Source organism: Streptomyces sp. DSM 116793, assembly GCF_057320905.1.
This window is the reverse complement of record NZ_CM170494.1, coordinates 8800596-8825714: the sequence shown is the minus strand read 5'-3', so window position 1 is coordinate 8825714 and position 25119 is coordinate 8800596. Positions and strand designations below refer to the sequence as shown.

21 protein-coding genes and 3 pseudogenes are annotated in these 25119 nt (G+C 70.9%); 8 read left to right on the top strand and 16 right to left on the bottom strand.

Annotation, left to right across the window (positions count from 1 at the left end):
- Positions 1-179: 179 nt before the first annotated feature.
- Entirely contained in the window at positions 180-1382 is a 1203-nt protein-coding gene (locus ACSMXW_RS34895) for a geranylgeranyl reductase family protein (RefSeq protein ID WP_485802320.1), read from the bottom strand.
- A 355-nt stretch (positions 1383-1737) separates the two neighbouring features.
- Between ACSMXW_RS34895 and ACSMXW_RS34890 the strand changes: the two genes are divergently transcribed.
- Together ACSMXW_RS34890 and ACSMXW_RS34885 are read left to right on the top strand one after the other, a co-directional pair.
- Positions 1738-3090 (top strand): M20/M25/M40 family metallo-hydrolase, encoded by a 1353-nt coding sequence (locus ACSMXW_RS34890; RefSeq protein ID WP_485802318.1) that lies wholly within the window; start codon positions 1738-1740, stop codon positions 3088-3090.
- A 654-nt stretch (positions 3091-3744) separates the two neighbouring features.
- Positions 3745-4374, top strand: a pseudogene (locus tag ACSMXW_RS34885) (MBL fold metallo-hydrolase); the annotation flags it as partial.
- Between the two features lie 98 nt (positions 4375-4472).
- On the opposite strand, the gene ACSMXW_RS34880 reads toward ACSMXW_RS34885, so the two are convergent.
- The 8 genes and pseudogenes from ACSMXW_RS34880 to ACSMXW_RS34845 all read right to left on the bottom strand — a co-directional run bounded on the left by ACSMXW_RS34880 (position 4473) and on the right by ACSMXW_RS34845 (position 12654).
- Positions 4473-5507, bottom strand: a complete 1035-nt coding sequence (locus ACSMXW_RS34880; RefSeq protein WP_485802316.1) for an NUDIX hydrolase — start codon at positions 5505-5507, stop codon at positions 4473-4475.
- Between the two features lie 192 nt (positions 5508-5699).
- Positions 5700-5918: a holin gene (locus tag ACSMXW_RS34875; RefSeq protein WP_485802315.1), complete on the bottom strand. Its 219-nt coding sequence runs from the start codon at positions 5916-5918 to the stop codon at positions 5700-5702.
- A gap of 448 nt (positions 5919-6366) precedes the next feature.
- Positions 6367-6924: pseudogene (locus ACSMXW_RS34870) on the bottom strand (glycoside hydrolase family 25 protein); the annotation flags it as partial.
- 311 nt (positions 6925-7235) lie between these two features.
- Positions 7236-8975, bottom strand: a complete 1740-nt coding sequence (locus tag ACSMXW_RS34865) for a right-handed parallel beta-helix repeat-containing protein (RefSeq protein ID WP_485802314.1) — start codon at positions 8973-8975, stop codon at positions 7236-7238.
- Positions 8976-9033: 58 nt separating this feature from the next.
- The gene (locus tag ACSMXW_RS34860) at positions 9034-9909 is read right to left on the bottom strand and encodes a DUF6807 domain-containing protein (RefSeq protein WP_485802313.1); all 876 of its coding nucleotides are present in this window, start codon (positions 9907-9909) and stop codon (positions 9034-9036) included.
- A gap of 189 nt (positions 9910-10098) precedes the next feature.
- Positions 10099-10299 (bottom strand): hypothetical protein, encoded by a 201-nt coding sequence (locus tag ACSMXW_RS34855; protein ID WP_485802311.1) that lies wholly within the window; start codon positions 10297-10299, stop codon positions 10099-10101.
- A gap of 15 nt (positions 10300-10314) precedes the next feature.
- Positions 10315-11334, bottom strand: a complete 1020-nt coding sequence (locus ACSMXW_RS34850) for an extracellular solute-binding protein (protein WP_485802309.1) — start codon at positions 11332-11334, stop codon at positions 10315-10317.
- A 291-nt stretch (positions 11335-11625) separates the two neighbouring features.
- On the bottom strand, positions 11626-12654 hold the full coding sequence (locus ACSMXW_RS34845; protein ID WP_485802307.1) for a LacI family DNA-binding transcriptional regulator: 1029 nt from the start codon (positions 12652-12654) through the stop codon (positions 11626-11628).
- A 239-nt stretch (positions 12655-12893) separates the two neighbouring features.
- Here ACSMXW_RS34845 and ACSMXW_RS34840 point away from each other — a divergent pair, with 239 nt between their 5' ends.
- The 5 genes from ACSMXW_RS34840 to ACSMXW_RS34820 all read left to right on the top strand — a co-directional run bounded on the left by ACSMXW_RS34840 (position 12894) and on the right by ACSMXW_RS34820 (position 17116).
- Positions 12894-13106: a hypothetical protein gene (locus ACSMXW_RS34840; protein WP_485802305.1), complete on the top strand. Its 213-nt coding sequence runs from the start codon at positions 12894-12896 to the stop codon at positions 13104-13106.
- Between the two features lie 67 nt (positions 13107-13173).
- Entirely contained in the window at positions 13174-13344 is a 171-nt protein-coding gene (locus ACSMXW_RS34835; RefSeq protein ID WP_485802304.1) for a hypothetical protein, read from the top strand.
- Positions 13345-13585: 241 nt separating this feature from the next.
- Complete coding sequence (locus ACSMXW_RS34830; RefSeq protein ID WP_485802302.1) at positions 13586-14737, top strand: acetamidase/formamidase family protein; 1152 nt, start codon at positions 13586-13588, stop codon at positions 14735-14737.
- A 258-nt stretch (positions 14738-14995) separates the two neighbouring features.
- On the top strand, positions 14996-15754 hold the full coding sequence (locus ACSMXW_RS34825) for a DUF899 family protein (RefSeq protein ID WP_485802301.1): 759 nt from the start codon (positions 14996-14998) through the stop codon (positions 15752-15754).
- 651 nt (positions 15755-16405) lie between these two features.
- Positions 16406-17116, top strand: a complete 711-nt coding sequence (locus ACSMXW_RS34820; protein ID WP_485802299.1) for a hypothetical protein — start codon at positions 16406-16408, stop codon at positions 17114-17116.
- Between the two features lie 25 nt (positions 17117-17141).
- Here ACSMXW_RS34820 and ACSMXW_RS34815 read toward each other — a convergent pair whose 3' ends face one another.
- From ACSMXW_RS34815 to ACSMXW_RS34800, 4 genes are all read right to left on the bottom strand, one after another.
- Positions 17142-18065 carry a carbohydrate ABC transporter permease gene (locus ACSMXW_RS34815; protein WP_485802297.1) on the bottom strand — a complete coding sequence of 308 codons (924 nt, stop codon included), beginning with the start codon at positions 18063-18065 and terminating at the stop codon, positions 17142-17144.
- Positions 18062-18973: a carbohydrate ABC transporter permease gene (locus ACSMXW_RS34810; RefSeq protein ID WP_485802295.1), complete on the bottom strand. Its 912-nt coding sequence runs from the start codon at positions 18971-18973 to the stop codon at positions 18062-18064. Before ACSMXW_RS34810 ends, ACSMXW_RS34815 begins: the two co-directional genes overlap by 4 nt.
- A 52-nt stretch (positions 18974-19025) precedes the next feature.
- The gene (locus ACSMXW_RS34805; protein ID WP_485802294.1) at positions 19026-20291 is read right to left on the bottom strand and encodes an ABC transporter substrate-binding protein; all 1266 of its coding nucleotides are present in this window, start codon (positions 20289-20291) and stop codon (positions 19026-19028) included.
- Positions 20292-20484: 193 nt separating this feature from the next.
- On the bottom strand, positions 20485-21444 hold the full coding sequence (locus ACSMXW_RS34800; RefSeq protein ID WP_485802292.1) for an ROK family protein: 960 nt from the start codon (positions 21442-21444) through the stop codon (positions 20485-20487).
- A gap of 134 nt (positions 21445-21578) precedes the next feature.
- Between ACSMXW_RS34800 and ACSMXW_RS34795 the strand changes: the two genes are divergently transcribed.
- A complete protein-coding gene (locus tag ACSMXW_RS34795) occupies positions 21579-22625 on the top strand; it encodes a LacI family DNA-binding transcriptional regulator (RefSeq protein ID WP_485802290.1) in 1047 nt (348 codons plus the stop codon).
- Between the two features lie 451 nt (positions 22626-23076).
- Here the strand turns inward: ACSMXW_RS34795 and ACSMXW_RS34790 are convergent.
- From ACSMXW_RS34790 to ACSMXW_RS34780, 3 genes and pseudogenes are all read right to left on the bottom strand, one after another.
- A pseudogene (locus ACSMXW_RS34790) lies at positions 23077-23354 on the bottom strand (protein kinase domain-containing protein); the annotation flags it as partial.
- A 3-nt stretch (positions 23355-23357) separates the two neighbouring features.
- Positions 23358-23504 (bottom strand): hypothetical protein, encoded by a 147-nt coding sequence (locus tag ACSMXW_RS34785; RefSeq protein ID WP_485802289.1) that lies wholly within the window; start codon positions 23502-23504, stop codon positions 23358-23360.
- A 116-nt stretch (positions 23505-23620) separates the two neighbouring features.
- Positions 23621-24886, bottom strand: coding sequence for a DUF6986 family protein (locus tag ACSMXW_RS34780; protein ID WP_485802287.1), 1266 nt, complete (start codon positions 24884-24886; stop codon positions 23621-23623).
- Positions 24887-25119 lie beyond the last annotated feature (233 nt).

The window sequence follows — 25119 nt, the reverse complement described above, 5'->3', positions numbered from 1 at the left end:
GCCCACGGAAGCGACGCAAACGAACCCTGATGGCCCCGGAACGATGAACCCCAGCCGGACACGATCAGCCCGAGGAGCTGCGCCCACGCCGCGACCGCAGCCGCCGCCACCATGGGCGGCCGCCCCGGCGGAGCAGGGTCCACCCGGCTCCCGCGCGCAGGGCGGCCCGAGAGCCGGACCTAGCGGTCCATCGCGTTCAGCACCCGCCCCGCGACCGGATGCGTCCGCACGAGCTCCGCGAGGGACGTCGAGCCGCGCGTTATGCGCGTGAACGCCTTCCAGGCGGGCCGGAAGCCGGTGATCGCGGCGTGGAACATGCCGGGACGGCGCTCGAAGGCGGTGAGCAGCCGCTTGCCGACGCCCATCTCGACGCCGAGTCCCGCCTTGATCGCGAAGGTGTAGTTGAGGGCCTGGCGGCGTGCGTCGACGGCGTCCGGGGCCTCGGCGATGCGTACCGCCCACTCCCCCGCCAGCCGGCCGGACCGCAGGGCGAAGGAGATGCCCTCGCGCGTCCAGGGCTCCAGCAGCCCGGCGGCGTCCCCGCACACGAGGACCCGGCCGCGGGACAGCGGCGAGTCGTCGCTGCGGCAGCGGGTGAGGTGCCCGGACGACATGCTCGGCTCGAAGCCCGCGAGCCCGAGGCGGGCGATGAAGTCCTCCAGGTACCGCTTGGTGGCCGCGCCCTCGCCGCGGGCGGAGATCACACCGACCGTGAGCGTGTCGCCCTTCGGGAACACCCAGCCGTAACTGCCCGGCATCGGCCCCCAGTCGATCAGCACCCGTCCCGCCCAGTCCTCGGCGACCGGCTCCGGGACCGGGATCTCCGCCTCCAGGCCCAGGTCCACCTGGTCGACCTTCACCCCGACATGCGCTCCTATCCGGCTCGCGCTGCCATCGGCGCCGACCACGGCCCGGGCGAGCAGGGTCTCCCCACCCTGCAGCACGATGGCCACCGTGCGCCGGTCGGGCACCGCGGGCCCGTGCTGCTCCACCCTGGAGACGGTGACGCCGGTGCGCAGCTCGGCGCCCGCCTTCTGGGCGTGCATGACCAGCTGGTGATCGAACTCGGGGCGGTTGACCAGGCCGAAGAGCATCTGCGAGGAACGCCGGGTGCGGGTGTACCTGCCGTCCATCGAGAACGTCACCGCGTGCACGCGGTCCCGTAGCGGCAGCTCGAAGCCCGGGGGCAGGGAGTCCCGGGACGGGCCGATGATGCCGCCGCCGCAGGTCTTGTAGCGGGGCAGCTCGGCCTTCTCCAGCAGCAGCACACGGCGCCCGGTGACGGCTGCCGCATACGCGGCACTGGCTCCCGCGGGTCCCGCTCCGACCACGACGACGTCCCACACCTGCCGAGCGTCGTCCGAAGTGTTGTCGCTGCTCACGTTGGTCTACCGCTCCCGATCAAGCTGCCTGGCACACCTTTCCCCGGCATCCTACGGTGGCCCCGGCCGTCGGCCCCTGTGGGAGGATCATCATCATATTCACCAGTGCGCGCAGGCAGCCGTCCGGCACCGTGCGCCGCGGACGCCCCCGGGCGCCCCGGTGCTCGTGCGATCCGGGGCGGGGGATCCACCCGGGGCGTCAGCCGGGCGGGCGTCCGGACGGGCCCTCGTCCGTGGGCCGCCGCCGGCCGTCCGGCGCCGCCCACCGCACCCCGGCCGGGGCAATCGGCCGGGCGGGCAGCCGTTCGGACCGGCCGCCCGGCACCCAGCAGAGCACCCACAAGGAGCGGAATCCATGTCGCCGAACACGATCGCCGAGACCGTCGCCTCCCTGCTGCCACGGGCCAGGGAGGAACTCACGGAACTGGTGGCCTTCAAGTCGGTGGCGGACTTCGAGCAGTACCCGAGGAGCGAGAGCGAGGCCGCTGCCTCCTGGGTGGCCGGCGCGCTGCGCGCCGAGGGCTTCCAGGACGTCGCCCTGCTGGACACGCCGGACGGCACACAGTCGGTCTACGGGTACCTGCCGGGCCCCGCGGGCGCCCCGACGGTGCTCCTGTACGCGCACTACGACGTGCAGCCCCCGCTCGACGAGGCCGGCTGGGTCACTCCCCCGTTCGAACTGACCGAGCGCGACGGCCGCTGGTACGGGCGCGGCGCGGCGGACTGCAAGGGCAGCGTCGTGATGCACCTGCTGGCCCTGCGGGCCCTGCGGGCCGCGGGCGGGGCCCCGGTGAGCGTCAAGGTGATCGTGGAGGGCTCGGAGGAGCAGGGCACGGGCGGTCTGGAACGGTACGCGGAGCAGCACCCGGAGCTGCTGCGTGCGGACACGATCGTGATCGGCGACGCGGGCAACTTCCGCGTCGGCCTGCCGACGGTGACCACCTCGCTGCGCGGCATGACGCTGGTACGGGTGCAGGTGGACACCCTGGAGGGCAACCTGCACTCGGGCCAGTTCGGCGGTGCGGCGCCGGACGCGCTGGCGGCCCTGATCCGCATCCTGGACTCGCTGCGCGCCGAGGACGGCTCCACCACGGTGGACGGCCTCGACGGCGGCGGTTCCTGGGCGGGCCTGCAGTACTCGGAGGCCGACTTCCGCCGGGACGCCAAGGTGCGCGAAGGGGTCGAGCTGATCGGTTCGGGCACCGTCGGCGACCGCATCTGGGCGCGGCCGTCGGTGACGGTGCTCGGCATCGACTGCCCGCCCGTCGTCGGCGCCACCCCGTCCGTGCAGGCGAGCGCGCGGGCGCTGGTCAGCCTGCGGGTGCCACCGGGCACGGACGCGGTGGAGGCGGGCAAGCTCCTGAAGGCGCACTGCGAGGCGCACGCTCCGTGGGGCGCCCGGGTGCGGTGCGAGCTGACCGGCCAGGGCCAGGCCTACCGGGCGAGCACCGACACGCCGGCCTACGCGGCGATGGCGCACGCCATGAGCGAGGCCTACCCGGGCCAGGAGATGCAGTTCGCCGGCAACGGCGGCTCGATCCCGCTCTGCAACACCCTCGCCGGCCTGTACCCGGACGCGGAGATCCTGCTGATCGGCCTGAGCGAGCCGGAGGCGCGGATACACGCCGTGAACGAGAGCGTCTCGCCCGACGAGCTGCGGCGGCTGGCCATCGCCGAGGCGCTGTTCCTGCGGAACTACGCGGGCTGAGCCCCTCCGTCCAGGTCCTCGGCCTCCCCCGGGACGACTGCCCGGTCTCCGCCCGTGGGCGCTCCCGGACCTGCCGTGTCGGCCGCACCCCGGGAGGGCGGGGAACCGCGCGACCGGTCCCCACCGGCAGGTGGTCGGGGTCGGCACGGAGAGGGGCCGGACGGGCGGGACGGAGCCCGCGCCCCGGAGGGAGACCGGGTCTGCCCAAGGCATAGTCCCCTGGCGTCCGGGCCACGCCGCTCTCTACGGTTGCCGCATGGACGACATGGAGGTCATCGAGGTCCGCCCCCGTCTGCACCTGCTGCGTTTCGCCGTGGGACAGGCCTATCTGTGGCGGGACGGGGACGACGAGTTCACGCTAGGGGGTTTCTGATGGATCTCCGTGGCGTCGCGACGCCCGGCACGCTCCCCCACGCTCGGCTGCTCCCCCACGCTCGAACGGGCTCGCGCGGGGGCACCCCCACGCGCGGGGGGACCCCCACTCGCCGCACCGGGCACAAGCCCACGTACGCCCAGTACGAGGACTTGCACCCGGCACTCCCCCAAGCTCTTCGAGCAGGGGGCACCCCCAGAGCACGCACTGGGGGCACCTCCCACGCCCTTGAGGCAGTGGGGGAGCCGCTCCTTCTCCCACGGAGATCCATCAGAAACCCCCTAGTCGACGCGGGAGCGGTCGGCGCGGGCCCGCTGATCGCCGGTGCGCTCGCCGGGCTCGGGAGACATCCGCGTGAGGTCCGGCGGGTGGTGCTCACGCACTTCCACGCGGACCACGCGGGCGGTGCCGGGGAGTTCGCGGCACTCAGCGGCGCGGAGGTGCTGGCGCACCGCCTCGACGCACCTTTCGTGCGGGGTACCGCACAGGGGCCTCGGCCGGTGTACGAGGAGGCGTGGGAGGCGCGGCTGCACGCGGAGGCGCTGCGCCGGCTTCCGCCGTCCTCCGTGCCGCCGGTGCCGCCGGCGGCCGTCCGTGAACTGGCGGACGGCGATGTGCTCGGCTTCGGCGGCGGAGCCCGGGTCGTCGCCGTGCCGGGGCACACCGACGGCAGCATCGCGCTGCTGCTCCCGGAGCACGGGGTGCTCTTCGCCGGTGATGCGGTGGCGGCCGCCCCGGGCACGGGAGAGGTGATCCGGGGAGTGTTCAACCTGGACGGCGACCGTGCCACCACCTCGCTCCGCAGGCTCGCCGCGCTCGACGTCGAGGTGGCCTGCTTCGGGCACGACGGCCCGGTCACCGAGCACGCCGGGCGGGAGCTCACGCGGGCGGCCGGACGGTACGACGCCTGAGCCCCGAACGGGGCTCCCAACCGGCCCTCTCGGACCCCAACCGGCCCTCTCGGCCCCGGACCGAGCCCCGGTCAGCCCCGGGGCCGAACCCCCCGGCCTCAGACCGGAACGCCCGCCTCAAGGTAGACCGCGGCGCCCCGCTCCCGTGCGTGCAGGGCCCAGCGGAGCCGCTCGTAGCGGACGGGCGGGAGCAGGTGTGCGGCCTCCTGCTCGGTGACGAAGCGCCAGTCGCGGAGCTCGGGCCCGGGCAGCAGCACGTCGCGTGCGGTGCCACTGTTCAGCCGCCCACCGTCGAAGAGCAGCCGCAGTCCCCCGAAGCCGGGTGGCGTGGGCAGCTCCCAGTCGACGACCAGCAGGCGGGGCACGTCGTCGAGCCTTATGCCGGTCTCCTCGGCGACCTCCCGCATGCCGGCGCGGGCCGGCGCCTCACCGGGCTCGACGACCCCGCCGGGGAACTCCCAGCCCGCCTTGTAGGTGGGATCGACGAGCAGCACCCTGTCCTGGTCGTCGAAGAGCAGCACCCCGGAGGCGAGGGTCTCCGCGGTGGGCTCGGGGGTCTGCACGATGTCGCAGACGGGCGCGGCGCCGGTGCGCACGGCCTCGGCGATGCGGACCGCCGTCTCGTGGGCCGTGAGGGCGCCGTTGTCGATGAGGTGGGCGTCGGCGGCGAGCCAGGTCGCCAGTGCGGTGCGGTACGGCTGGATGTGGTCGGGGGCCCACTGGCGCGCGTCCATCGCGTCGCCGGGCGGTCCCGGCACCGCACGGGCCGCGATACGGGCACGCAGGATCGTTTCGGCCGGAGTGAGGGCGATATGACGCACCGGAATCCTGCGGGCGGCCAGGCCGCCGAAGATCTCGTCCCGGTACTCCTGCCGGAGCAGCGTCATCGGGACCACCAGGACCCCGCCCACCTCGGCTAGGAGCGCTGCGGCGGTGTCCACCACGAGCCGCCGCCAGATGGGCAGGTCCTGGAAGTCGCTCACCTCGGCGAGGCGCTTGGGCGGCAGCAGGCAGGACAGCCCGCCGCCGATGATCTCGGGGTCGAAGAGCGTGCTGTTCGGGATCAGGTCGATCAGTTCCCGTGCGGTGGTGGTCTTCCCCGCACCGAACGCACCGTTGATCCAGACGATCACGGTTCCCCCTCTTCTGTCGGCCCCCTGTGGCTTGCCCGCAACACCCTGCCATGGAAACCAGCCGCTGATCAGATCACCTGCCACGGGGCCCGCCGGGCAGCTGCCTCCTTCCCCGGGCCGGATCGCCGGCATGGCCGCGGCCCGGACGCAGGGCCGGTGTGCGCTCAGGCGTCGGTCTCGCGCGGGGTGCGCTCAGGCGCCGGTCTCGCGCGGGGTGTGCTTGGCCTGCCAGCCGCTGAGGAACGTCAGCGCCGGCGGCGCCGCGGCGAGGATGACGGACTGGAGCCACTCGGGCAGTGAGCCGAGCAGGCCGGCGTCGGAGACGAGGGCGTTCAGCAGGGCGATGACGACGCCGACCACCAGGGAGGCCGCCGTGGCCGCAGTGACCTTTCTCTCGACCGGTGCGGCCATCTCAGTCCTCTTTCCAGACCATGGCCTTGAGGACGGCGGACGTCACGGTGACCGGGGTGTCCTGGAAGGCCTTGATCCGGATCCGCATCTGCCGGCCCTTGCCGACCCTGCCGACGATGGGCACGATGCCGAAGGTGCCGCCCTCGGTGCCGATCAGCTCCGCGATGGGGTGGTCGGCGACGTACTCGCCGTCGGAGTCGCACTCGGACTGGCGGACCTGGAACTGCGTGCCGACCGGGACACCGGAGAGCACCAGGCTGACCTGGCCGGTGTAGCGGGCGGCGCCGCGGACGAACACCGAGCCGTCGTTGGCGTGGCCGCCGGGCTCGTCGGTCCACTCCTTGGTGAACTCGATGGCGTCCCAGTCCTGGCCGGGGTGGAGGGTGAAGGGCTTGTCGATGCCGAGGTTCACGTACTGGGGCATGTCGTCCTCCGTCGATGATGCTGTGCCGGTGGCCCACTTCCGCAGGGCGGACCTGCTGGAGAAGTTCCCGATGTTGGTGTCGACCGGCTTGCTGGTGTACTGGTGGAACACCCACGGCGCCTTGATGCCCGGCCGGCCGGGGTGGCCGTTGTAGTCGGCGATCCACAGGCCGTCCCCCGCGAAGGAGGTGCTGTCGTGGTTGAGCCAGAAGTCGCGGTTGCAGTAGAGGCCCACGCGGTGCTTCCTGCCGCGCAGGCGCTGCACGGCGCGGATGAACGCGTCCTTCTCCGCCCCCGAGGCGCGGGTGCCCGACGAGGTGTTCTCCCAGTCGACGAAGAGCAGGTCGCCCTCGACGGAGACGCACTTGTCCACGAAGTACTCTGCCTGGGCCTGGATGTTCCCCGGCCACAGGAAGTGGTAGAAACCGACCACACATCCGGCGTCACGTGCCCGCTTCGCCTGCGCGGCCTGCTTGGGGTTGATGTAGGAGCGGCCCTCCGTGGCCTTCACGATGACGAAGTCGAGTCCACTCGTGGAGAAGCCCGTCCCCTGGTAGTCACTGACGTCGATCCCTTTGATCACAGCGGCTCCCTTGCCTGATGGGCGGTACGACGCCTGCCGTGACGCACACCCCGTGACCCCCGTCGCTGCCGTCGGCCCCGTCACGCCCCGGCATGCCGTCATTGTCGCCGTCAACTCGACACTCCACCAGTCGCTTTGACGACGCGGCGTGTCACCGGGAGACGCTCCCGCCGTTACTCCGGGTGTGTGCCCGCTTCTCCCCCGGGGCCAAACGGGGGCACTGTGCAACGGTTCGGCAGCGCTCGTGCCGCAGCCTGGTTCCCCTGGGCGCGGGCCCTGGGGAACCAGGCTGCGGGGTGCCGGGCGGGGCGTCAGTTCTCCACGGCGCCGATGTCCGGCGCACCCCGGTACAGCCTGGCGCCGCGGTAGTCGCGGCCGCCGTTGTCCGCGATGGTGAGGCCGGCGCCGATCAGCGGCGACGGCTTCTCGGGGGCGAAGGCCAGGGCGGTGCCGAGCTGCGGGCCCGTGCCGGCGGTGCCGTAGGGGCCCGTCACGCCGGGGTTCCGGAAGCGGGGGTCGCCGGTGCGGGCGTGGGTGTCGGTCGCCGGCACGGGCAGGGGCGCGCCCGAGTAGACGTTGTTGTCGTAGGTGATGGTCTCACTCGTCGTCAGGCCGGCGTCGGCGACAACCGAGTGGAACACGTTGTTGCGCAGGTCGTAGCGGGCCGCCAGCGAGGAACCGTAGCCGTATACGAGGTAGTGGCTCGACGGGTTGTAGACGGTGTTGTTGTAGACCTCGGCGGAGGCCGCCCTGTCGGAGTGCAGGTAGACCGGGTAGCGGGTGTTGCCGCTGACGATGTTGTAGCGCACGGTGACGTCGCCGAAGGCGAACTGGCAGAGCAGCAGGCCGTCGCCGTTGTCGTGGACGAAGTTGTACTGGATGACGGCCCCGGTCGTGCCCTTGTCCGCGTCGATGCCGTTGGAGTCGGCGCCGTTGGCCTTCTGCTCCGTCCGGTAGACCTCGTTGTGCTGGATGGTGACTCGGTCGGAGAAGTACGTCTCGATGCCCGACGTGCCGGCCCTGTCGACCACGTTGTGGTCCACCGTGGCGTCCCTGACGTCGGTCAGGTAGACGGCGTCGCACCCGTAGTCGGTGTCGGCCTGGGTCAGGTAGTTGTTGCGGATCGTGACGTTGGTGTGCGGCGCGAAAGCGGTGTCCGACGCGGATGTGCGGGTGCCCCATCCGGTCGCCTCGGCGATGGTGTCGCCGTTCTGGTCCTTGCCGTCGCCGGTGTACTGCTTGACGACGATGCCCGCGAAGGACGTGTTGCGCACCGTGGAGTTCCGCACGGTGATGTCGTTGAGGACGGTGGGTGTGGCGGGCGGATCGGTGATGTCGGGGACGGTCGTGTCGAACACGATGCCGCCCGTCTTCTTCGAGCCGTCCCAGCCGGTCTGGAAGTGGATGCCGGGCGCGTCGTCCGACACCGATCCGCCGATCCAGTTGACCTCGCCGCTGACGTCGTGCACGTCCACGCGGTCGACGACGAAGTGGTCGAGCTGCCGGGAGTCGTCCCCGGAGATGTGGATGCCGCGCAGGTCGCGCAGGTTCTCGCCCGGTGTGCCGGTGGCGGGCACGGTGTTGCTGACGTCGAGTTCCCGGATCGTCCAGTACTGCTGGTTCCAGAGTCTGACGGCGTCGGCGACCGTACCGGCGCCCTTGATCGCGGGTTTGGGCCCGGAGCCGTACGCGCCTATGGTGATGGGGCTCGACGCGTCGCCCGATCCCTTCGGCCACAGCTGACCCCGCCAGCTGGATCCGGCCTTGAGCAGGATCCTGTCGCCCGGGTGGAACGTGGTGAGGTTGACCTTGCCGAGGCTCCGCCACGCCGCGCTCGGTGACGTTCCCCGCGCGCTGTCGTCGCCGGCTGCGGCGTCGACGTAGTAGACGGTGCCGGCGGCCCGGGCGGCGGGCGGTGCCGCGCCCGCGGCGGCGGGCAGTGGGGCGCCGACCGTGCCGGACGCCGCGAGGATCAGCGCCGCCGCGAGGGTGCCGACGCGGCCGAGCGCCCGCCCGGACCGGGGCGGGTGGGAAAAGGCTGTCCACCTCATTGGGTCGTCCCTTTCGGTGTGGTGATGGTGATGGTGATGGTGATGTCGGTGGCCGGTGTCACAGGACGAACTCCTCTGCGAGTGCCTCCAGTTCGTCACGTTCGAGGCCACGGTCGACGAACACGAAGCGGTGCCGCAGGTTCAGGGTGTCGCCCGGCGCCAGCGTGATCTCGGCGTCGAAGGCCGGGGACGGGTTGAGGGCGGCGAAGGCACTGCTGCGGGCGAACCACTTGATCGGTACCGGCGCGGAGGACGTCCCGGCACAGGCGAGCACGGTCGCGGCGCCGTCGATGCCGTCGTGTTCGCCGGTGAGGGCGGCCCAGGGTGCCTCGGCTCCCATCAGCGCCTCGCCCGCCATGCCGCCCGCGGCGACGACGTCCCCGCCGGTCCAGGAGCGTGGCCCGCGCCAGAACAGGCCGGCGTATCCGGCGTTCGGACGTCCGTGTGTGGTGGGGCTGCCGAGGTCCAGCGGCTCGCGGTGCACACTGGTGAGGTCGGTGGTGAAGTCCAGCGCCCAGCTGCCGCGGCCGGCGTCCGCGCCGTGGAAGCGCAGGGTGCGGGTCTCGTCGAGCCATGCCTCCCCGGTGGAGGCGATCCAGTCCAGCGCCTCCACCACGGACACCTCGGTGCCCTCGGTGTGCTGCGTGTCGAAACCGCGGTGCTGCTGCCGGCCGTGGTTGTCGCGCCGGACGTAGCCGTGCCCGGGTGCGCCCTCCTCGAAGGTGGGCCCGCCCCAGAAGTTGTCGCCCGACAGGTGGGACCACGTCATCTGCAGGCCCTTGTGCCAGCGGTGGTCCCAGGGACGGTAGACACCCAGGGGTGCCCCGGACAGGGTCGTGAGGGGGTAGAGGTAGGGCTTGGGTGACTCCTCGAGCGGGGTGTCGGGCCGGTACACGTAGTGCGCGACGTCCGTCGTGCCGACGGTGACGACCAATTCGGTGGCGGCGTCGTCGTGGTGGAGGATGAAGAGCTCGGGCCCAGCAGGGCGACGAACTCGCCGCGCGCGAGTTCCAGGTCCAGGTGAGCGAGGGCCGTTGCGGGCGCCTTGGGGTAGCTGCGGGTGACCCCCGCATCGACAGCCTCTCGAAGCCCACGGCGGGCTTGCTCACGGTCGTGGCCACGCTCAGCCACCCACCTTGGATCCGATGGTGCGCTGCCACAGGTCGAAGGCCTGCTGCATCGCGCCGGGCGTCAGCGGGGTGCGGACGGTTCCGGTCCTCAGCGCGGTGGGGAAGAAGCCCGGCCGGCCCCACTTCTGTACGAAACCGCTGACGGCAGAGCCGGAGTCGGCCGTCGTCACGTCCTTGTCCGCCGTGGTCAGCACGCCGGTGGTGAGACGCTACCGCTGGGCCGCCGGCTGCACCATGGCCGACTCCAGCTTGAGGTCCACGTACAGCGTCTCGGCGCTGACACCCTTGGGGATCATCGCGAAGTGCCCGTCGCTGAGCCAGTTCTGGTCCTTGAAGAGGGTGATGCCGGTGCGCGCGGGCCACGTGCCGGTCCTGCGGTTGGAGATGTCGTGGGCGACGATCGTCGGGATCACGTCGAGCTGGCCGGCGCCGAACTGCTGGGCGAGCAGTGTGGAGCTGGCCGGGTAGCTGGTGATGTACCGGCCGAGCTCCCGCAGATACGCCCAGGTCTTGTTCCAGCCCTTCACCGGGTCGATGGGGTCGGAGTCGCCCAGCATGTAGGGCAGGGCCTGGATGAACGCCCGGCCGGATCCCGAGCCCGCGGGCTGGGCGTAGCTGAACTCGCCCCTGTGCCGCTTCGCCCAGGCGAGCAGGCGCTGCGAGGTGTTCGGTGCCGCGGAGGCCTTGACCTTGGCCGGGGTGTAGTCGATGAAGGGCCCGTTCGGGTCGTAGTTGATCAGTACGCCGTAGCCGTCGGACGACTTCTGGAAGTCGGCCCTTGGCGTGTCCCGCATCTTCGGCAGCTCGGGAAGCGACCTCGCGTGCGCCGGGAGCTGCTTCATGAGCAGGTTCTGCCGCTCGGCCGCGCCCAGCACGTCGGGACCCCCGAGGAGCAGCGAGGTGTCGACGGAGCCGCCGTTCTGCTGGGCCTTGACCTTGCCTGCGACGTCGGGCGCGGCGGCGGTCTGGTAGCTGACCTTCGAGACCAGGTCGGGGTTGGCCTTCACAAAGGCGTCGATGGCCGCCTTTCCACCGCCGGTGAGGTCACCGCCGCCGTCCAGGACGGTCAGGGCGATCGGCTTCGACGGCTTCTCGGGCGTCACCGGCCCCGATGAGGAGGAGCCTTTGTCGGCGCCGCACCCGGCCAGCGAGGCGGCCGCCAGGGCGGAGACGGTGACTCCTGTCAGGGCACGGACACATCTACCCGGTCCAACACGTCGTCGGATCATGTCTTTCCTTCTCCGGCACGTCGACGTGCCACCAGAGCGCCGGCTCGCGGGCATGCGGCCAGGGGGATGGGATCAGCGGGAGAAATGGGGTGCTCACCGACGTGACGCGGCGGCAACCTGAACGTAGTGATCGATCACCTTTTGCGTCAAGACTCACGGAGGTGATCGATCACCTTTCCCTCTGGCAACCATCAACTGCAAACAGAGGCAAGGGAGACGGGCGCGGGAGTGACTCCTGCTACCCCCTCAGAAGTGACTCCAGCTCCCGCTGAGAGGGGGCGGCCTACCCGCCTAGCAGGGTGCGACCCCGCTGGAACCACGCGGTATCAGTTCGAAGAAATCGCAGAAGTTAATCCCTGGATCCGGATCGTTCCTGATCCGCGCGAGCAGGGCCAGCATCGCCTGACGGCCCAGGGTCTCCCGATCGAGCTTCACCGTCGACATCGTCGGCCGGAAGTACTGGGTGAACTGCTCGTCGTCCCAGCCGAACACGCTCACGTCCTCCGGCACGCCGACGCCCCGGTCCTGGAAGCCGCGGATGACCCCCATGGCCACGTAGTCGTTGGCCGCCAGCACCGCCGTCACACCCGAGTCCGCGGGCAGGTCCCGGGCCGCCTCGTAGCCGGAGCGCACCGACCAGTCCCCGTCGACGATGCCGTACGACTCCAGGCCGAGCCTCTCCACCGTCGCCGCGTACACGGCCCGCCGGTTGCGCGCCGAGGCCCAGTCCTGCGAGCCGGCCACGTGCAGGAACCGCCGGTGGCCCAGGTCCGCGAGATGGCGCACGATGGCCTCGGCGGGACTGCCGTCCGCGAGCGCGCCCCGCGAGTGCATGTTGTCGTCGTACTCACCGAAGACGACGATGGGCCGGGGCTCGCCGTTCTGGCTCTCCGCGACCTCGCCCAGCGGCGCGAACGACAGGACGCCGTCGGCCTGCTCGGAGTCGAGCAGCGACAGCACACCCTCGGCGCGCCGGGCCTCGCCGCCCTCCAGGCCGACGACGTCGGTCGTGTAACCGGCCTCGTGCGCCGCGGCCGAGGCACCGCGCAGCAGCGGGATCGGAACGAAGCTCGTCAGCTCGGGCAGGATGACCGCGATCCGGTTGGACCGCTGCGTCCGCATCGACCGGGCGATGAGATTCGGGCGGTAGTTGAGCTCCGCCACGGCCTTGTCGATCTTCTCCCGGGTGGTGGGCTTCAGGCCGCCGTTGTTCTTCAGATACCGTGACACGGTCTGGTGGGACACCCCGGCCCGCCTGGCGACCTCCCAGATGGTCGCCCGCTTCCTCTTCGGACCCGCCGCCTCGGTGCCACTGGCCATCCCGCCGCTTCAACCCTTCCGATGCCTGCCCGGCGGGCCCACCGCCCCCGAGACGTCAGCGCCGCGCCTCATCCCGCCCAGCGACCACCCCGAGCATAGAACGACGGCTCGGATGCCCGGCGCCCTCGGGACGAGCCCGTCGGACACGGGTGCCCAGCGTCCTCGTGGCGGGCCCGTCGGGCGGCTCGCGGTCGGCGCGCACATCGGGCGCTGGCCGGGGACGTGGGGCCGGGACCGGGGTGGACGTGGGTCCGGGGCTCGGGGTGGACACCGACCCGGCCGTCCGGGGACCGTCGTCCTTCGTCGGCCAGTCGGTGATCGACGGCGCGGACTGGGAGAAGCACACCAATCCGCTCTTCGCGTTCGACGGCTGTCTCGACACCGGAAGCCGACACGGCGACGCGCCCGAGACCGGCATCTATGCGCGGCAGTGTGGCGTGATCCCCGAGTGACATACCCCACCCGCAAACGGCGTGTTTTTCGGCGGCGCTTGTCAGTGCTCCCGCATAGGCTGAACGCATGACCGACACGCCCGACACCCGGCTGTCCGCCGGAGAGCTGAACCAGCAGATTCGCGATCTGCTCCTGCGCTCGGGCGGCCGACTGAGCGACGAGCAGCGGGCCGAGTATCAGGAACTGCTCCAGGAATGGGCGGCAGCCGTGCGCGCGAACGTGGTGCGGGCCGCTTAGGACCCGCTCTCCGGCTCCGCCGGATACTCCGGCGGAGCCCGGCCGTTCGAGCCTGCCGCCCCGGCCGCGATCCCCCGGACACGTCCCCCGGTGTGCCCGCGCCCGCGTGAGGGAAAAGGGAAGGCGGGGCGTAGTGGCGGGGCACGGGATCAACACCTTGGACATGTCCCGGCCCCGGCATCGGAAACTCCGGCGGACCATCGTCCCGTCCCGTTACCGATCCTCTGGCATGGAGGTACGTGTGCACCATCCCATCCTCAAGGGCCGGCGGAACTCCAACGACCTCGCGCGCATCAGGCTCAGCCGGCGGCGCGTGCTCCAGGCGGCCGGGACCTCGGTGGCCCTCGGCACGGCGCTCGGCGTGGCGCTCCCGGGCACGGCCGGTGCGGCCGCCCGGAGCACCAAGGGACGCAAGAAGTACGACGTGCTGCTCAGAACCAGCAAGGAGAACGCGCTCTGGGGCTGGTTCCCCACGAGCCGCCCGTCCGTGCTCACCGTCCCGTCCGGCACCGTGGTGAAGATCGACGCGGTGAACCAGTCCGGGGTGTCCGCGAAGGACGGCCCCGTCGCCTACTTCGAGGCACTCGGCGTGCCGGCCGACCAGGTGCTGCCGGAGCTCGCCGACATCGCCACCATTCCGAGGACGCCCGGTTCCAGCGGACACGTCCTGACCGGCCCGCTCCACGTCGACGGCGCCGAACCGGGCGATGTGCTGGAGATCAAGATCCTCGACGTCGCACCCCGCGTCCCCTACGGCGTGAACAGCACCGGACCGGGCAGCGGTGTGCTCCCCCAACTGCTCACCGAGCCCTCGGCCCGGCTGCTCACCCTCGACAGGCGCAAGCGCTACTACCAGTTCGCACCCGGCATCCGCATACCCTTCCGCCCCTTCGCGGGGATCACCGGTGTGGCGCCGCCCACCGAGGCGGGCTTCGTCTCGGCGAACCCGCCGGACCGGTGGGGCGGCAACCTCGACCTCAAGGACCTGACGGCGGGTGCCACGCTGTACCTTCCGGTGTTCCAGCCCGGTGCGCAGTTCTACATCGGCGACACACACGGCGCCCAAGGACACGGCGAGATCGACCAGACCGCCGTCGAGCACTCGATGTCGTTCACCGCGAAGTTCACGGTGCGCAAGGGCGGGCAGCTCACCTACCCACGGGCCGACCTGCCCGGCCACACCGTGGCGATGGGCATCGACGCCGACCTGGACATCGCCCTCCAGGTCGCCGCGACCGAGGCCGTCCGCTGTGTGCGCGAGGCCACGCACGGCTCGCTCAGTGACGCGGACGCCTATGCGCTGTGCAGCCTCGCCGTCGACTTCGTCATCGCCGAAGCGGTCGACGGCAACAAACTGGTCGCCGCCTACATCCCGAAGTCGCTGCTGCCCTGAGGGGATCGGCTGCGTGCCGTGGTGCCGGACGGGCCCGGCACCACGGCACGCACGACAGGCCCCCGCTTGTGGGAGCCGCCCGTCGGGGCCGGCCTCACCCCTTGGTCTGAGCTGCTCGATGGATCTCCCCATGTGACAGTGGTCGATCGCTTCGCGATGATCTCGTCCGGCGTTGCGACGGCTGCAGGCGGTTCGTGGCCGGCCTGCCCGTCTCGGTCCTTGCCGATGATTTTCTGCGGGCCACGGAGTCCGTACGGCATGACTACTGCGAACAAGCCGTCCGTCGTTTCTCGCCCGGAGTGGCTGGCCGCCATCGACACCGTGCGCGCCCGGGAGAAGGCGCACACCCGGGAGGGCGATGCGATCGCCGCCGCACGGCGGCGGCTGCCCATGACCGAGGTGGACCCCTCGACCCCGCTCGTGGGCGGCGACGGCGAAGTACCCCTGATCGACGTCTTCGAGAGCCGCACCCAGCTATTCGTGTCGTATCACATGTGGCATGACGGCCACGCCGCAGCCGACCAGTGCGAGGGCTGCACCTTCTTCACCGGCCACGTCCGCGAACTGTCCTATCTGCACCAGCGTGACGTCACCTTCGCCGTCTTCTGCCAGGGCTCCTACCCGGAGTCCGACCGCTACCGCCGCTTCATGGGCTGGGAGATGCCCTGGTACTCCGTGCCCGCCGAGTCCCATGAACGGCTCGTCGCCGGCCGTAACTTCGGTATGAAAGCGTGCTACCTGCGTGACCAGGACCGCGTCTACGAGACGTACTGGACCACCGGCCGCGGCGTGGAGCCTATGGCGTCCTCGTACGGCATCCTCGACATGACCGTCTACGGGCGGCAGGAGACCTGGGAGGACAGCCCGGCGGGCTGGCCGCAGCCGTACGAGACCCGCGGCGAGCAGTTCCGCAGGGATGGACGGCCGACCGCGCAATGGGCACGGATCGCAGCCGGTCGCGACGACGACCTCGGCGGCGCGACTTCTCCGGCGGTCAGCTCAGGCTGCTGCAGCTGAGCCTGAGGCCAAGAGGCAGAGCGGACCACCGCCCGATGACAGCCGTGGGCACAACACATGTGCCCACCGCGCTCCGCTCTCGCCCGATCTGTCACTTCTTGAACGGTGCACCGCCTGGGGAGGAAGCATCCCTGGCCGTTTTCGAGAATCCTCATCATCCTCCAGCGTGATCCGTGACCGCTGGGCAAGCGCCTGGGCCGTCGTGCGGCGACGCACCCAGCCCTCCAGCACGGCCCTTTGGACATCGGTCACCAACAATGGCGGAACCTTCGGACCTGGACGACAAGAGAAAGACGCGGCAGCGTCACAGTCCGGCTCGACGGGCAGGCCGGCATCCAACAGAGCGTGCGTGCGCTCACCCCCGCCATCGCCAAGTTTCTGAGCGGTGGCGGGTGGTTCCACGCTGGACGGACGAGATCATCACCCCTGACTCGTCCGCCGATCCGGAGGGAGGCTTCCGTGCCCGGATACATCGAGGACCGCTGGTACGACGCGTCCTGACCCGAAGACCGGAGAGCGCCGAAAGACCGCGCCACGGCATGGGCAAGCGGTACCGGGTCGCCGGCATCCCAGGCGTGCGCGACCGATCCTTCGATCGGCTCATCGGGCCCGAGGGCGCGAACGCATGGCTCGCCAAGGCGCAGCACGAGAGTGAAGGAGCTTGAATCCGCTATCGGCGGCGGAACCGCGTTCGCCGCTTGGGGCTACCTGTCCACCATCCTTGAGTGCGCGATCGACGACGAACGGATCGCACGCGACCCTTGCAAGGCGAAGACGGTCAAGCCCCCAGCCCGGCCCGAGGGAAAGGCCCGCGCGTGGGAGGCCGACCAGCTTGCCGCGGTGCGCGCCGCTCAGCACCCGCGCTACCAGATCCTGCTGGACATCGGGGTCGGCGCCGGGCTGCGTCAGGGTGAAGCTCTGGGCATCGATGTCGATACCGACTTGGACTTCGAGATCCGGGTTTCTGCATGTGCGAAGGCAGGTGAAGCGGGTCGCGGGCAAGCTTGTCTTCGGGCCGCCGAAGTACCGGCGCGAGCGCTCCGGCGGCACACCTACGCCTCAGTACAACCGGATGCGCGGGAGAACCCCGTGGCAGTCCCGAAGTGGCTGGGACACAAGGACGCCTCGACGACGTTGCGCATCTACGCACACTTCATGCCGGCCGCCGACGGGCGTGGGCGCGAGGCGATGGACACCTGGTTCTCCCTCATGCAGACGAGCCAGAAAAAGATCTCCCCAGACGCTCGCCAGGGCTCCGAGAAACAGTCGACCGAGGGCGCGTCGGGCACTGTCGTGATCCCCTCTTCGCGACTCGCGGAGGGCGTGGCAGAGCCGACAGAGGCCGACGCTGCCACGCCATGAGTGGCACGTTTTCCCAGCTCAGGCCTCACCCCTTACCCGACCCCAGCGTCAGCCCCGCGATGAAGTGCTTCTGCAGCAGCAGGAAGACGACGATGGTGGGCAGGGCCACCAGGACGGAGCCGGCGGCCAGCAGGTTGTAATCGGTGAAGAACTGCCCGCGGAGATTGTTCAGCGACGAGGTGACGGGGAGTTTGTCGGGGTCCGAGATGAAGATCAGGGCCCAGAGGAAGTCGTTGTAGACCCAGGTGAATTCCAGCGTGCCGAGCGCGGCGAGCGCGGGGCGGCACAGCGGGAGGGTGATGCGCCAGAACTGGGTCCACACCCCGGCGCCGTCCACGATCGCCGCCTCGGTGATCTCCTGTGGGAGCGTGCGCATATAGCTCGCCAGCACAAAGACGCAGAATCCCAGCTGGAATCCGATGTGCACCAGGATGACGGCCCAGTACGAGTCGTACAGGGTCATCGAATCCGACATCCACCAGGGCAGCGGAATCCGGTTGAAGAGCACGTACAGGGGGGTGACGATCACCTGCTGGGGCAGCAGGTTGCCCGCCGTGAAGAGCATCAGCAGCAGGACGCTTCCGCGAATCCGCAGCCGGGAGAGGGCATAGCCGACGAAGGCCGCCAGGAAGAGCGTGATCAGCACCGCGGGCACGGCGATGATCAGCGTGTTGACGAAGTACCTCCCCATGCCGGACTCGGTGAAGGCCCGCTGGTAGTACGTGAAGGAGAGATGCCTGGGCAGCGAGAAATAGCCGTACTTCGCCGTCTCGTCGTACGGCCGCAGCGACGCGTAGACGGCGAGCAGCAGCGGCGCGAGAAAAGCGAGCGAGACGGCGAGCAGGAAGATGTGCACGCCCCAGCGGCCGCGGCGCGCCGGGCGCCGGCCGGAGCCCCGGGCGGCCGGGCGGAGCGGCGCCGGGACGGTGGTGCCGAGCGGGGTCGTCATCTCTCCCGGGCTCCTTTCAGCTCTTGGACCAGGAACGTCACCACGAAGCCGAGGGAGACGGCGAGCAGGACGACCGCGATGGCCGAGCCGAAACCGATTCGGCTGGCCTCGCCGATGATGTTGTCCGTGATGAGCACGGAGAGCAGCTCGAGGCCGTTGCGGCCCTTGTTGACCGCGTAGACGATGTCGAAGGCGCGCAACGCCTCGATGACGGTGATGACGCCGACGATGACGTTGACGGGGCGCAGGGTGGGAAAGGTGACGCGGAAAAAGGTCTGGCGTGCACTGGCGCCGTCGATCGCCGCCGCCTCCGCCAGCGCGGGATCAACCGCCTTCAGACCGGCCAGGTAGAGGATCATCACATAGCCGACGTGCCGCCAGCCCGCGGCCAGCAGGATCATCCAGATATTGAGGTGCGGGTCACCGAGCCAGTCGATCGGGTCCTGGGGGTTGCCGAGCATGGTGTTCAGCGCGCCCTGGTCGGTGCCGAGGATCAGCTGCGCGATAAAGCCGACGACGGCGAGTGAGAGCACCACCGGCATATAGATGACGGACTGGTAGAAACGGCTGAAGCGGACGCCACGGTCGATGAGGACGGCCAGGAAGAGGCCGAAGGGCGTGGCGACGAGACCGAGAAATCCCAGCCACAGCAGGTTGTGCCGGACGGCGGGCCAGAAGGACGGATAGTTGTGGATGAGGTTGTCATAGTTCTGCCCGCCGACCCAGTGGATGTCGCCGATGCCGTCCCAGGCCGTGAACGACAGTCCCACGGAGGCCAGGGTCGGGCCCCACACAATGGCGAGATCGAGCAGCACGGATATGCCAAGCAGCGCGCCGAGCACCGCGAGATCGCGGCGCGTGAAACGCCGCGATCTGCGTGTGGGACGCCGCGCGGTTTTCAGCGGCACGTCGTCGGTTCCTCCCTGTCGGCTGCCCGCCGGGCGCCGGCCGTCTCCCCGGTCATCCGACGGGCTGGGAAAAGATGGTCTTCTTCTGCCGCTCGATGCCGTTGACCAGGCCGTCGACATCCTTCGGATTGCCGATGAAGTCCTGAATTGCCTTGATCATCACCGTGCTGGCGAAGTCGGGGCGGGTGTCGCGGTCCATGAACTGCGATATCTGCTTGGCGTTCGAGACCAGCTCGACGGATTTCTTCTGCAGGGCGCTGTACTTGGATGTGTCGGCCCCGTCGTTGACCGCGATGTTGTTGGGGTCGCCGGCCAGGTAGATGTCCTCGGCCCCGGGGGTGCCGAGGAAGCGCAGCAGGTCCTTGGCGGCCGCCACGTTCTTCGACTTCCTGGCGATCAGGAAGCCGTCGATCGGCGCCTCCACGGCGTCCTGGCCGTAGGCGGGGTCGATCTCCGGGAAGGCGAAGAAGTCGATGTCGTCACGCTCGTTCACGGGGAACTGCTGGCCGGGGTGGGGCATGCCGAAGACGGCCATGCCGCAGGTCCGCTTCTGCAGCCCCTGGGCAGCCTCCTGCCAGGTCCTGCCGTTCGCGGCCGGCTGGCAGTACGGCAGCAGTTCGCGCCAGAGGTCGAAGACGTGCTTGACTTTCGGATCGGTCCACGACTCCGTGCCGGCCATCAGGGACTTGTGGAAGTCGTATCCGTTGGCCCGGAGATTGATGTAGTCGAAGGTGCCCATCGCCGGCCAGCCGTCCTTGTCGCTGAAGGCGACGGGCAGCTTGTCCTTGTGCATCCGCCTGGCCAGGGCTATGAAGTCGTCCCAGGTCTTCGGCTGCTCATAACCACGCTGCTTGAACAGGCTCTTACGGTGGAAGACGGCCCACGGATAGTAGTAATAAGGCACGAAGTACTGCTTGCCGTCCCTGGACGACTGCGCCTTGATGGCCGGCGAGAATCCCTTGAGGTCCCGCCACACATCGCTGATGTCGACCAGCAGGCCCTTCTGGGCGAAATACTGCATGCGGTACCCGGCGAACCACATGAAGGCGTCGTCCGGCCTGCCCTGCAGATAGCGGTTGATGTTCTCCTGGAAGTCCTCGTGGTTCTGGGTGTTGACCTTGACCGTCTTCCCCGACTTCTTCTCATAGGCGTGGAAGGCGTCGGCGAATGCCTTCTTGGGCACCGCGTCGGACGCGTTCGAGCCCATCGTGACGGTGTTGCCGCCCCCCGGGCCCTTTCCGCAGGCGGCCAGCAGGCCGGGCAGCGTGACGGCGCCCGCCGCTGCCGCCGTGCTACGCAGCAGGACCCGTCTGGACACCGGAGGTGTCCCGCGCCCTACCGCACTCCGCCCGTTGCCTGGATCCCGGAACGATGACTGCGCCATGTCCCCTCCTCGGGGTCGCTCATCCTGTCGAACACGAGATCTGGATCTCACTGCCAAGCGATCAGCGCGTCAAGAGTTTTGACCGGGCTCGGGAGTAAACGCTTTCCCCCTACGGTGCCGCCGGCCGTCAGCCGCCGACGTGCGCCGTGGCCGCGTCCGGCGCGGCGTGCAGCGCGGCCGCGGCCGCGCCCACCAGCCCGGCGTCCGTCCCCATCTGCGCGGGTGTCACCGTCAGGCGCTGTACGAAGGAGAGCGTGGCGTAGTCGCGCAGGGCCCGGCGCAGCGGTGTGAACAGCACCTCACCGGCGCCGGCGACGCCCCCGCCGATCACCGCGATGTCGATCTCGACCAGGGTGGCCGTCGCGGCGATCCCGGCGGCCAGCGCCTGCGCGGCCCGCTCGAACGACGCCACCGCGGGCGGATCACCGGCGCGTGCGGCCTCGGCCACCGCGGCCGCCGAGGCATCGCCGTCCGAGCCGGGCCGCCAGCCGCCCGCCAGGGCGCGCCGGGCGATGTTCGGGCCGCTCGCGATGCGCTCCACGCACCCGCGCGCCCCGCACGGGCACGGGTCACCGTCCAGGTCGACGCTGATGTGACCGATGTGGCCGGCGTTCCCCGTCGGGCCCGGGTGCAGCCGGCCGCCCAGCACCAGGCCGCCGCCCACGCCGGTGGAGACCACCATGCACAGGGCGTTGTCGTGGCCGCGGGCCGCGCCCTGCCAGTGCTCCGCCGCGGTGATCGCGACCCCGTCGCCGATCAGTTCCACGGGCAGCCCGCCGGTGACCGCGCGTACCCGCTCCACCAGGGGGAAGTTCCGCCAGCCCGGCACGTTCACCGGGCTCACGGTGCCGGTGGTGGCGTCCACCGGACCCGCGCTGCCGATGCCGAGCGAGCCGGCTCTGGGCCACAACGGCGAGCCGGTCAGGTCGCCCAGCACCTCCTCGACGGCACCCATGACGGTATCGCCATTCTCCCTGGCGGGCGTGGGGCGCTGGGCGCGCAGCAGTATCCGACCGCCGCCGTCCACCAAGGCTCCAGCGATCTTGGTGCCGCCGATGTCCAGCGCGGCGACGAGGTCCGTGTGCATCAGGTGAGGTCTCCAGGTGAAAGGGCAGGCCGGAGATTGGGTCGAACCAGTCTCTCCTGCATCTGACAACGTTGTCCAGGCCGTATGCTCGACGCCACATCCTCATACATTCATGAACGACAGGACAGATCACCGTGGCCGAGACCACCCGCAGAGCCGAGACCCGCTACGGCAACCGTCCGACGATGAAGGACGTAGCCGCACGCGCCGGGGTCGGCCTGAAGACGGTCTCCCGGGTGGTCAACGGCGAGCCGGGTGTGACGGCGGACACCGAGCGCCGGGTCCAGGAGGCCATCGAGGCGCTGAACTTCCGGCGCAACGACTCCGCGCGCGTCCTCCGCAAGGGGCGGACCGCCAGCATCGGCCTGGTCCTGGAGGACCTGGCCGACCCCTTCTACGGGCCGCTCAGCCGGGCCGTGGAGGAGGTGGCACGGGCACATGGCGCCCTGCTGATCAACGGATCGAGCGCCGAGGAGCCGGAGCGCGAGCAGGAGCTGGCGCTGGCGTTGTGCGCCCGGCGAGTGGACGGGCTGCTCGTCATCCCGGCCGGTGACGACCACCGCTATCTGGAGCCGGAGATGCGGGCGGGCGTCGCGACCGTCTTCGTCGACCGGCCCGCGGGGCGGATCGACGCGGACGTCGTGCTGTCCGACAGCTTCGGCGGCGCCCGGGATGGTGTCGCCCACCTGGTCGCCCAGGGGCACCGCAGGATCGGCTTCATCGGCGACCAGCCCCGGATCCACACCGCCGCGGAGCGGCTGCGCGGCTACCGGGCCGCGATGGAGGACGCGGGCATCGCCATCGACGACTCCTGGATGTCGCTGGGGGTCACCGACCCCGAGCGGGTCCGGCGGGCCGCGGAGGAGATGCTCACCGGGCCCGACGCGGTCACCGCGGTCTTCGCCGGGAACAACCGCGTCACCGTGACCGTGGTGCGTGTGCTGTCCGCGCTGGCCGAACGGGGCCGCCGGGTCGCCCTCGTGGGCTTCGACGACTTCGAGCTCGCCGACCTGCTTCAGCCCGGTGTCACCGTGGTCGCCCAGGACTCCGCCCAGTTGGGCCGCACCGCGGCGGAGCGGCTGTTCAGCCGGCTTGACGGGGTGTCCCTGGCGCCGGAGCGCATCGAGTTGCCGACCCGGCTCATCACGCGGGGCTCCGGGGAGATTCCGCCGGCGTTCTGACTCTGCCCGACCCGCCGGCCTTCGGCGGGTGTGTGCCGCGAGAGCGGCGCGGGGAACTGCGCGATCAGCCACGACGAGACCGGAGGATCTCCACCGGCCGAAGGCGGCTGCTTCTGCCGTCGGCGGCCACCGGCCGCTGGGTTTTCCACCGACCGGTTGATTTCCGCCGACCAGTCGGTTTCCACCGGCCGGTGGGTTTTCTCCCGTCTGCCACCCACCCGCCGGTGGTGTCGCGCGCGCAGTTCTCCGCGCCCTCTTCGGACGCGCCTCGGCCCCGGCTGATCGGGGCGTGCCCGGCCGCGGGCCGAACGCGCGTCGGAGCCAGGGCTGAAGGCGTGTCGGAGCCGTCAGCAGGTGGGCAGTCCTGGTATCGGCTGGTCGTTGTCGCCGCCCTGGAGGTACACGTCGCCGACGAAGACGTTCGTGTTGCCGCTGTCGTCGTCCGTCCTGGCGCGTCCAGCACCTCGGCGCCCACGGCGGCCGCCTCGCCCGGGGCGAGAGTGCCGCGCTCACGCAGTGCGTCGTCGAGCGAGGGGCCGTCGATCAGCTCCATCACGATGAGCGGGCGGCCGTCGGCGTCAGCGATGTCGTGCACGGCGACGACTCCGGGGTGGCGCACCCGGCCAGGGCGCGGGCCTCGCGCTGCATCCGCACCGTGAGATCGGAGAGCTCACCGGGCGCGGCGTCGGTGTACGTCCGCAACTCCTTGACGGCGACCTCGCGGCCCAGGACCTAGTCCACGGCGCGCCAGACCACGCCCATGCCGCCACGGCCGAGCTGCCCGGCCACCCGGTACCGGCCGGCGAGCAGCCGCCCGGTGCCGTCCGTCCGCCCGTACTCCCCCGAAGAAACTCCCGCACCGTCCCTGTCACGCGTCAACGGGGCAACAGCCTACGCGGCACCACTGACAGGACCGCAGCCGCCGGTCCCCCGGGGGTACTCCCGGGAGCTGCCGGGTCCTGGGAAATGCCGGCGGCCCCGGAGCTGCCGGCGGGTCAGGCCGGGCGGGCCCGTGGCGCGGTGTGCGCCTCCAGGTCGGCGCGGGTGAGGCCGGTGTGGCGGGCGACCTCGGCGATGTCCAGGGCGCCGCAGTCCAGGCCGCGCAGGAGGTGGCCGGCGAGCGCGCGGGCGGTGGCGGGTTCGTCCAGCACACCGCCGCTCGTGCGCCGGGTGTAGGCGACCAGGCGGGCGGCGGCCGGTGCGAGGCCCTCGCGGTAGAAGGCGAACACGGCGGCGTACCGGGTGGGCAGGTGGCCGGGGTGCATGTCCCAGCCCTGGTAGTAGGCGCGGGCCAGGGCGCGGCGGGTGAGGCGGTAGTGCAGCCGCCAGGCGTCGTGCACGCGCGCGGTGGGCCCGACAGGCAGCACGTTGGTGGAGCCGTCGCTGAGGCGTACGCCGGTGCCCGCGGCGGCGACCTGCATCACGGCCTTGGCGTGGTCGGCGACGGGGTGATCACCGGCCTGGTGGGCGGCGCTGACACCGAGGGCGGCGCTGTAGTCGAAGGTGCCGTAGTGCAGTCCGGTGGCGCGACCCCGCGCGGCCTCGATCATCCGGGCGACGGTGGCCGTTCCGTCGGCGGCGAGGATGGCCTGGCTGGTCTCGATCTGTATCTCGAAGCCGATCCGCCCGGCGGGCAGGCCGTGGGCCTCCTCGAAGGCGTCCAGTACCCGGGCGAAGGCGGCGACCTGCCCGGTGTGGCTCACCTTCGGCAGGGTGAGCACCAGTCCTGCGGGCAGACCGCCGGCGGCCATCAGGCCGGTGAGGAAGATGTCGAGGGTGCGGATGCCGCGGTCGCGCACGGCGGCCTCCATACCCTTGGGCCTGATGCCGGTCCACGGGGCGGCGGTGCCGTCGGCGTACGCCTCGGCCGTCAGCCGGGCGGCGCGGGCTGCCGCCGCGTCCTCCTCGGCGTCCGGGCGGATGCCGTAGCCGTCCTCGAAGTCGATACGGAGGTCCTCCACGGGCTCACGTGCCAGCTTGGCCCGCACTCGGTCGTGGACGGGCCCGGCGAGTTCGTCGGCGAGGCCGAGGACGGCGGCGAAGGAGGCGGCGTCGGGGGCGTGCTCGTCGAGTGCCCGCAGGGCCTGCTCGCCCCAGGAGCCGAGGGTGGTGGCGGTGAGGGAGTCGGCGGGGACGTAGACGGTGTGGACGGGCTGGCGGGTGCCCGGGTCGCCGGGGTAACGGCGCGCCAAGTCCGCGTCGACGGGGGCGAGGAGGGCGTCGATGTCCTCGCCGAGGCCGGCGGGGAGAGAGGTCGTCACGTTCTCCTGAGGGACATGCTCCTGGGGGAGGTACTCCTGAGAGGCGCTCTTCTGCGGGACGCTCCCCTGCGGGGCCATGGCCTGCCTCCGATGCCGCTGGACGACGATCCGCGTGCCGGAATCAACAGTCCGTTGAAGAACGTAACCGCAGCCGTGGGCGGCGTCAATGACGGCGCGGACCGGGGCGGTCCGGACCGCTCCGGAGCGGCCGGGGCGGCACGGCCAGGGCGGCA

Excerpts from the sequence above, each read along its gene's own strand:
- ACSMXW_RS34875 (WP_485802315.1), bottom strand. The coding sequence starts at position 5,918 with ATGGCCGCACCGGTCGAGAGAAAGGTCACTGCGGCCACGGCGGCCTCC.
- ACSMXW_RS34800 (WP_485802292.1), bottom strand. The coding sequence starts at position 21,444 with ATGCACACGGACCTCGTCGCCGCGCTGGACATCGGCGGCACCAAGATC.
- ACSMXW_RS34890 (WP_485802318.1), top strand. The coding sequence starts at position 1,738 with ATGTCGCCGAACACGATCGCCGAGACCGTCGCCTCCCTGCTGCCACGG.
- ACSMXW_RS34865 (WP_485802314.1), bottom strand. The coding sequence starts at position 8,975 with ATGAGGTGGACAGCCTTTTCCCACCCGCCCCGGTCCGGGCGGGCGCTC.
- ACSMXW_RS34825 (WP_485802301.1), top strand. The coding sequence starts at position 14,996 with ATGACTACTGCGAACAAGCCGTCCGTCGTTTCTCGCCCGGAGTGGCTG.
- ACSMXW_RS34835 (WP_485802304.1), top strand. The coding sequence starts at position 13,174 with ATGACCGACACGCCCGACACCCGGCTGTCCGCCGGAGAGCTGAACCAG.
- ACSMXW_RS34850 (WP_485802309.1), bottom strand. The coding sequence starts at position 11,334 with ATGATCCGACGACGTGTTGGACCGGGTAGATGTGTCCGTGCCCTGACA.
- ACSMXW_RS34815 (WP_485802297.1), bottom strand. The coding sequence starts at position 18,065 with ATGACGACCCCGCTCGGCACCACCGTCCCGGCGCCGCTCCGCCCGGCC.
- ACSMXW_RS34845 (WP_485802307.1), bottom strand. The coding sequence starts at position 12,654 with ATGGCCAGTGGCACCGAGGCGGCGGGTCCGAAGAGGAAGCGGGCGACC.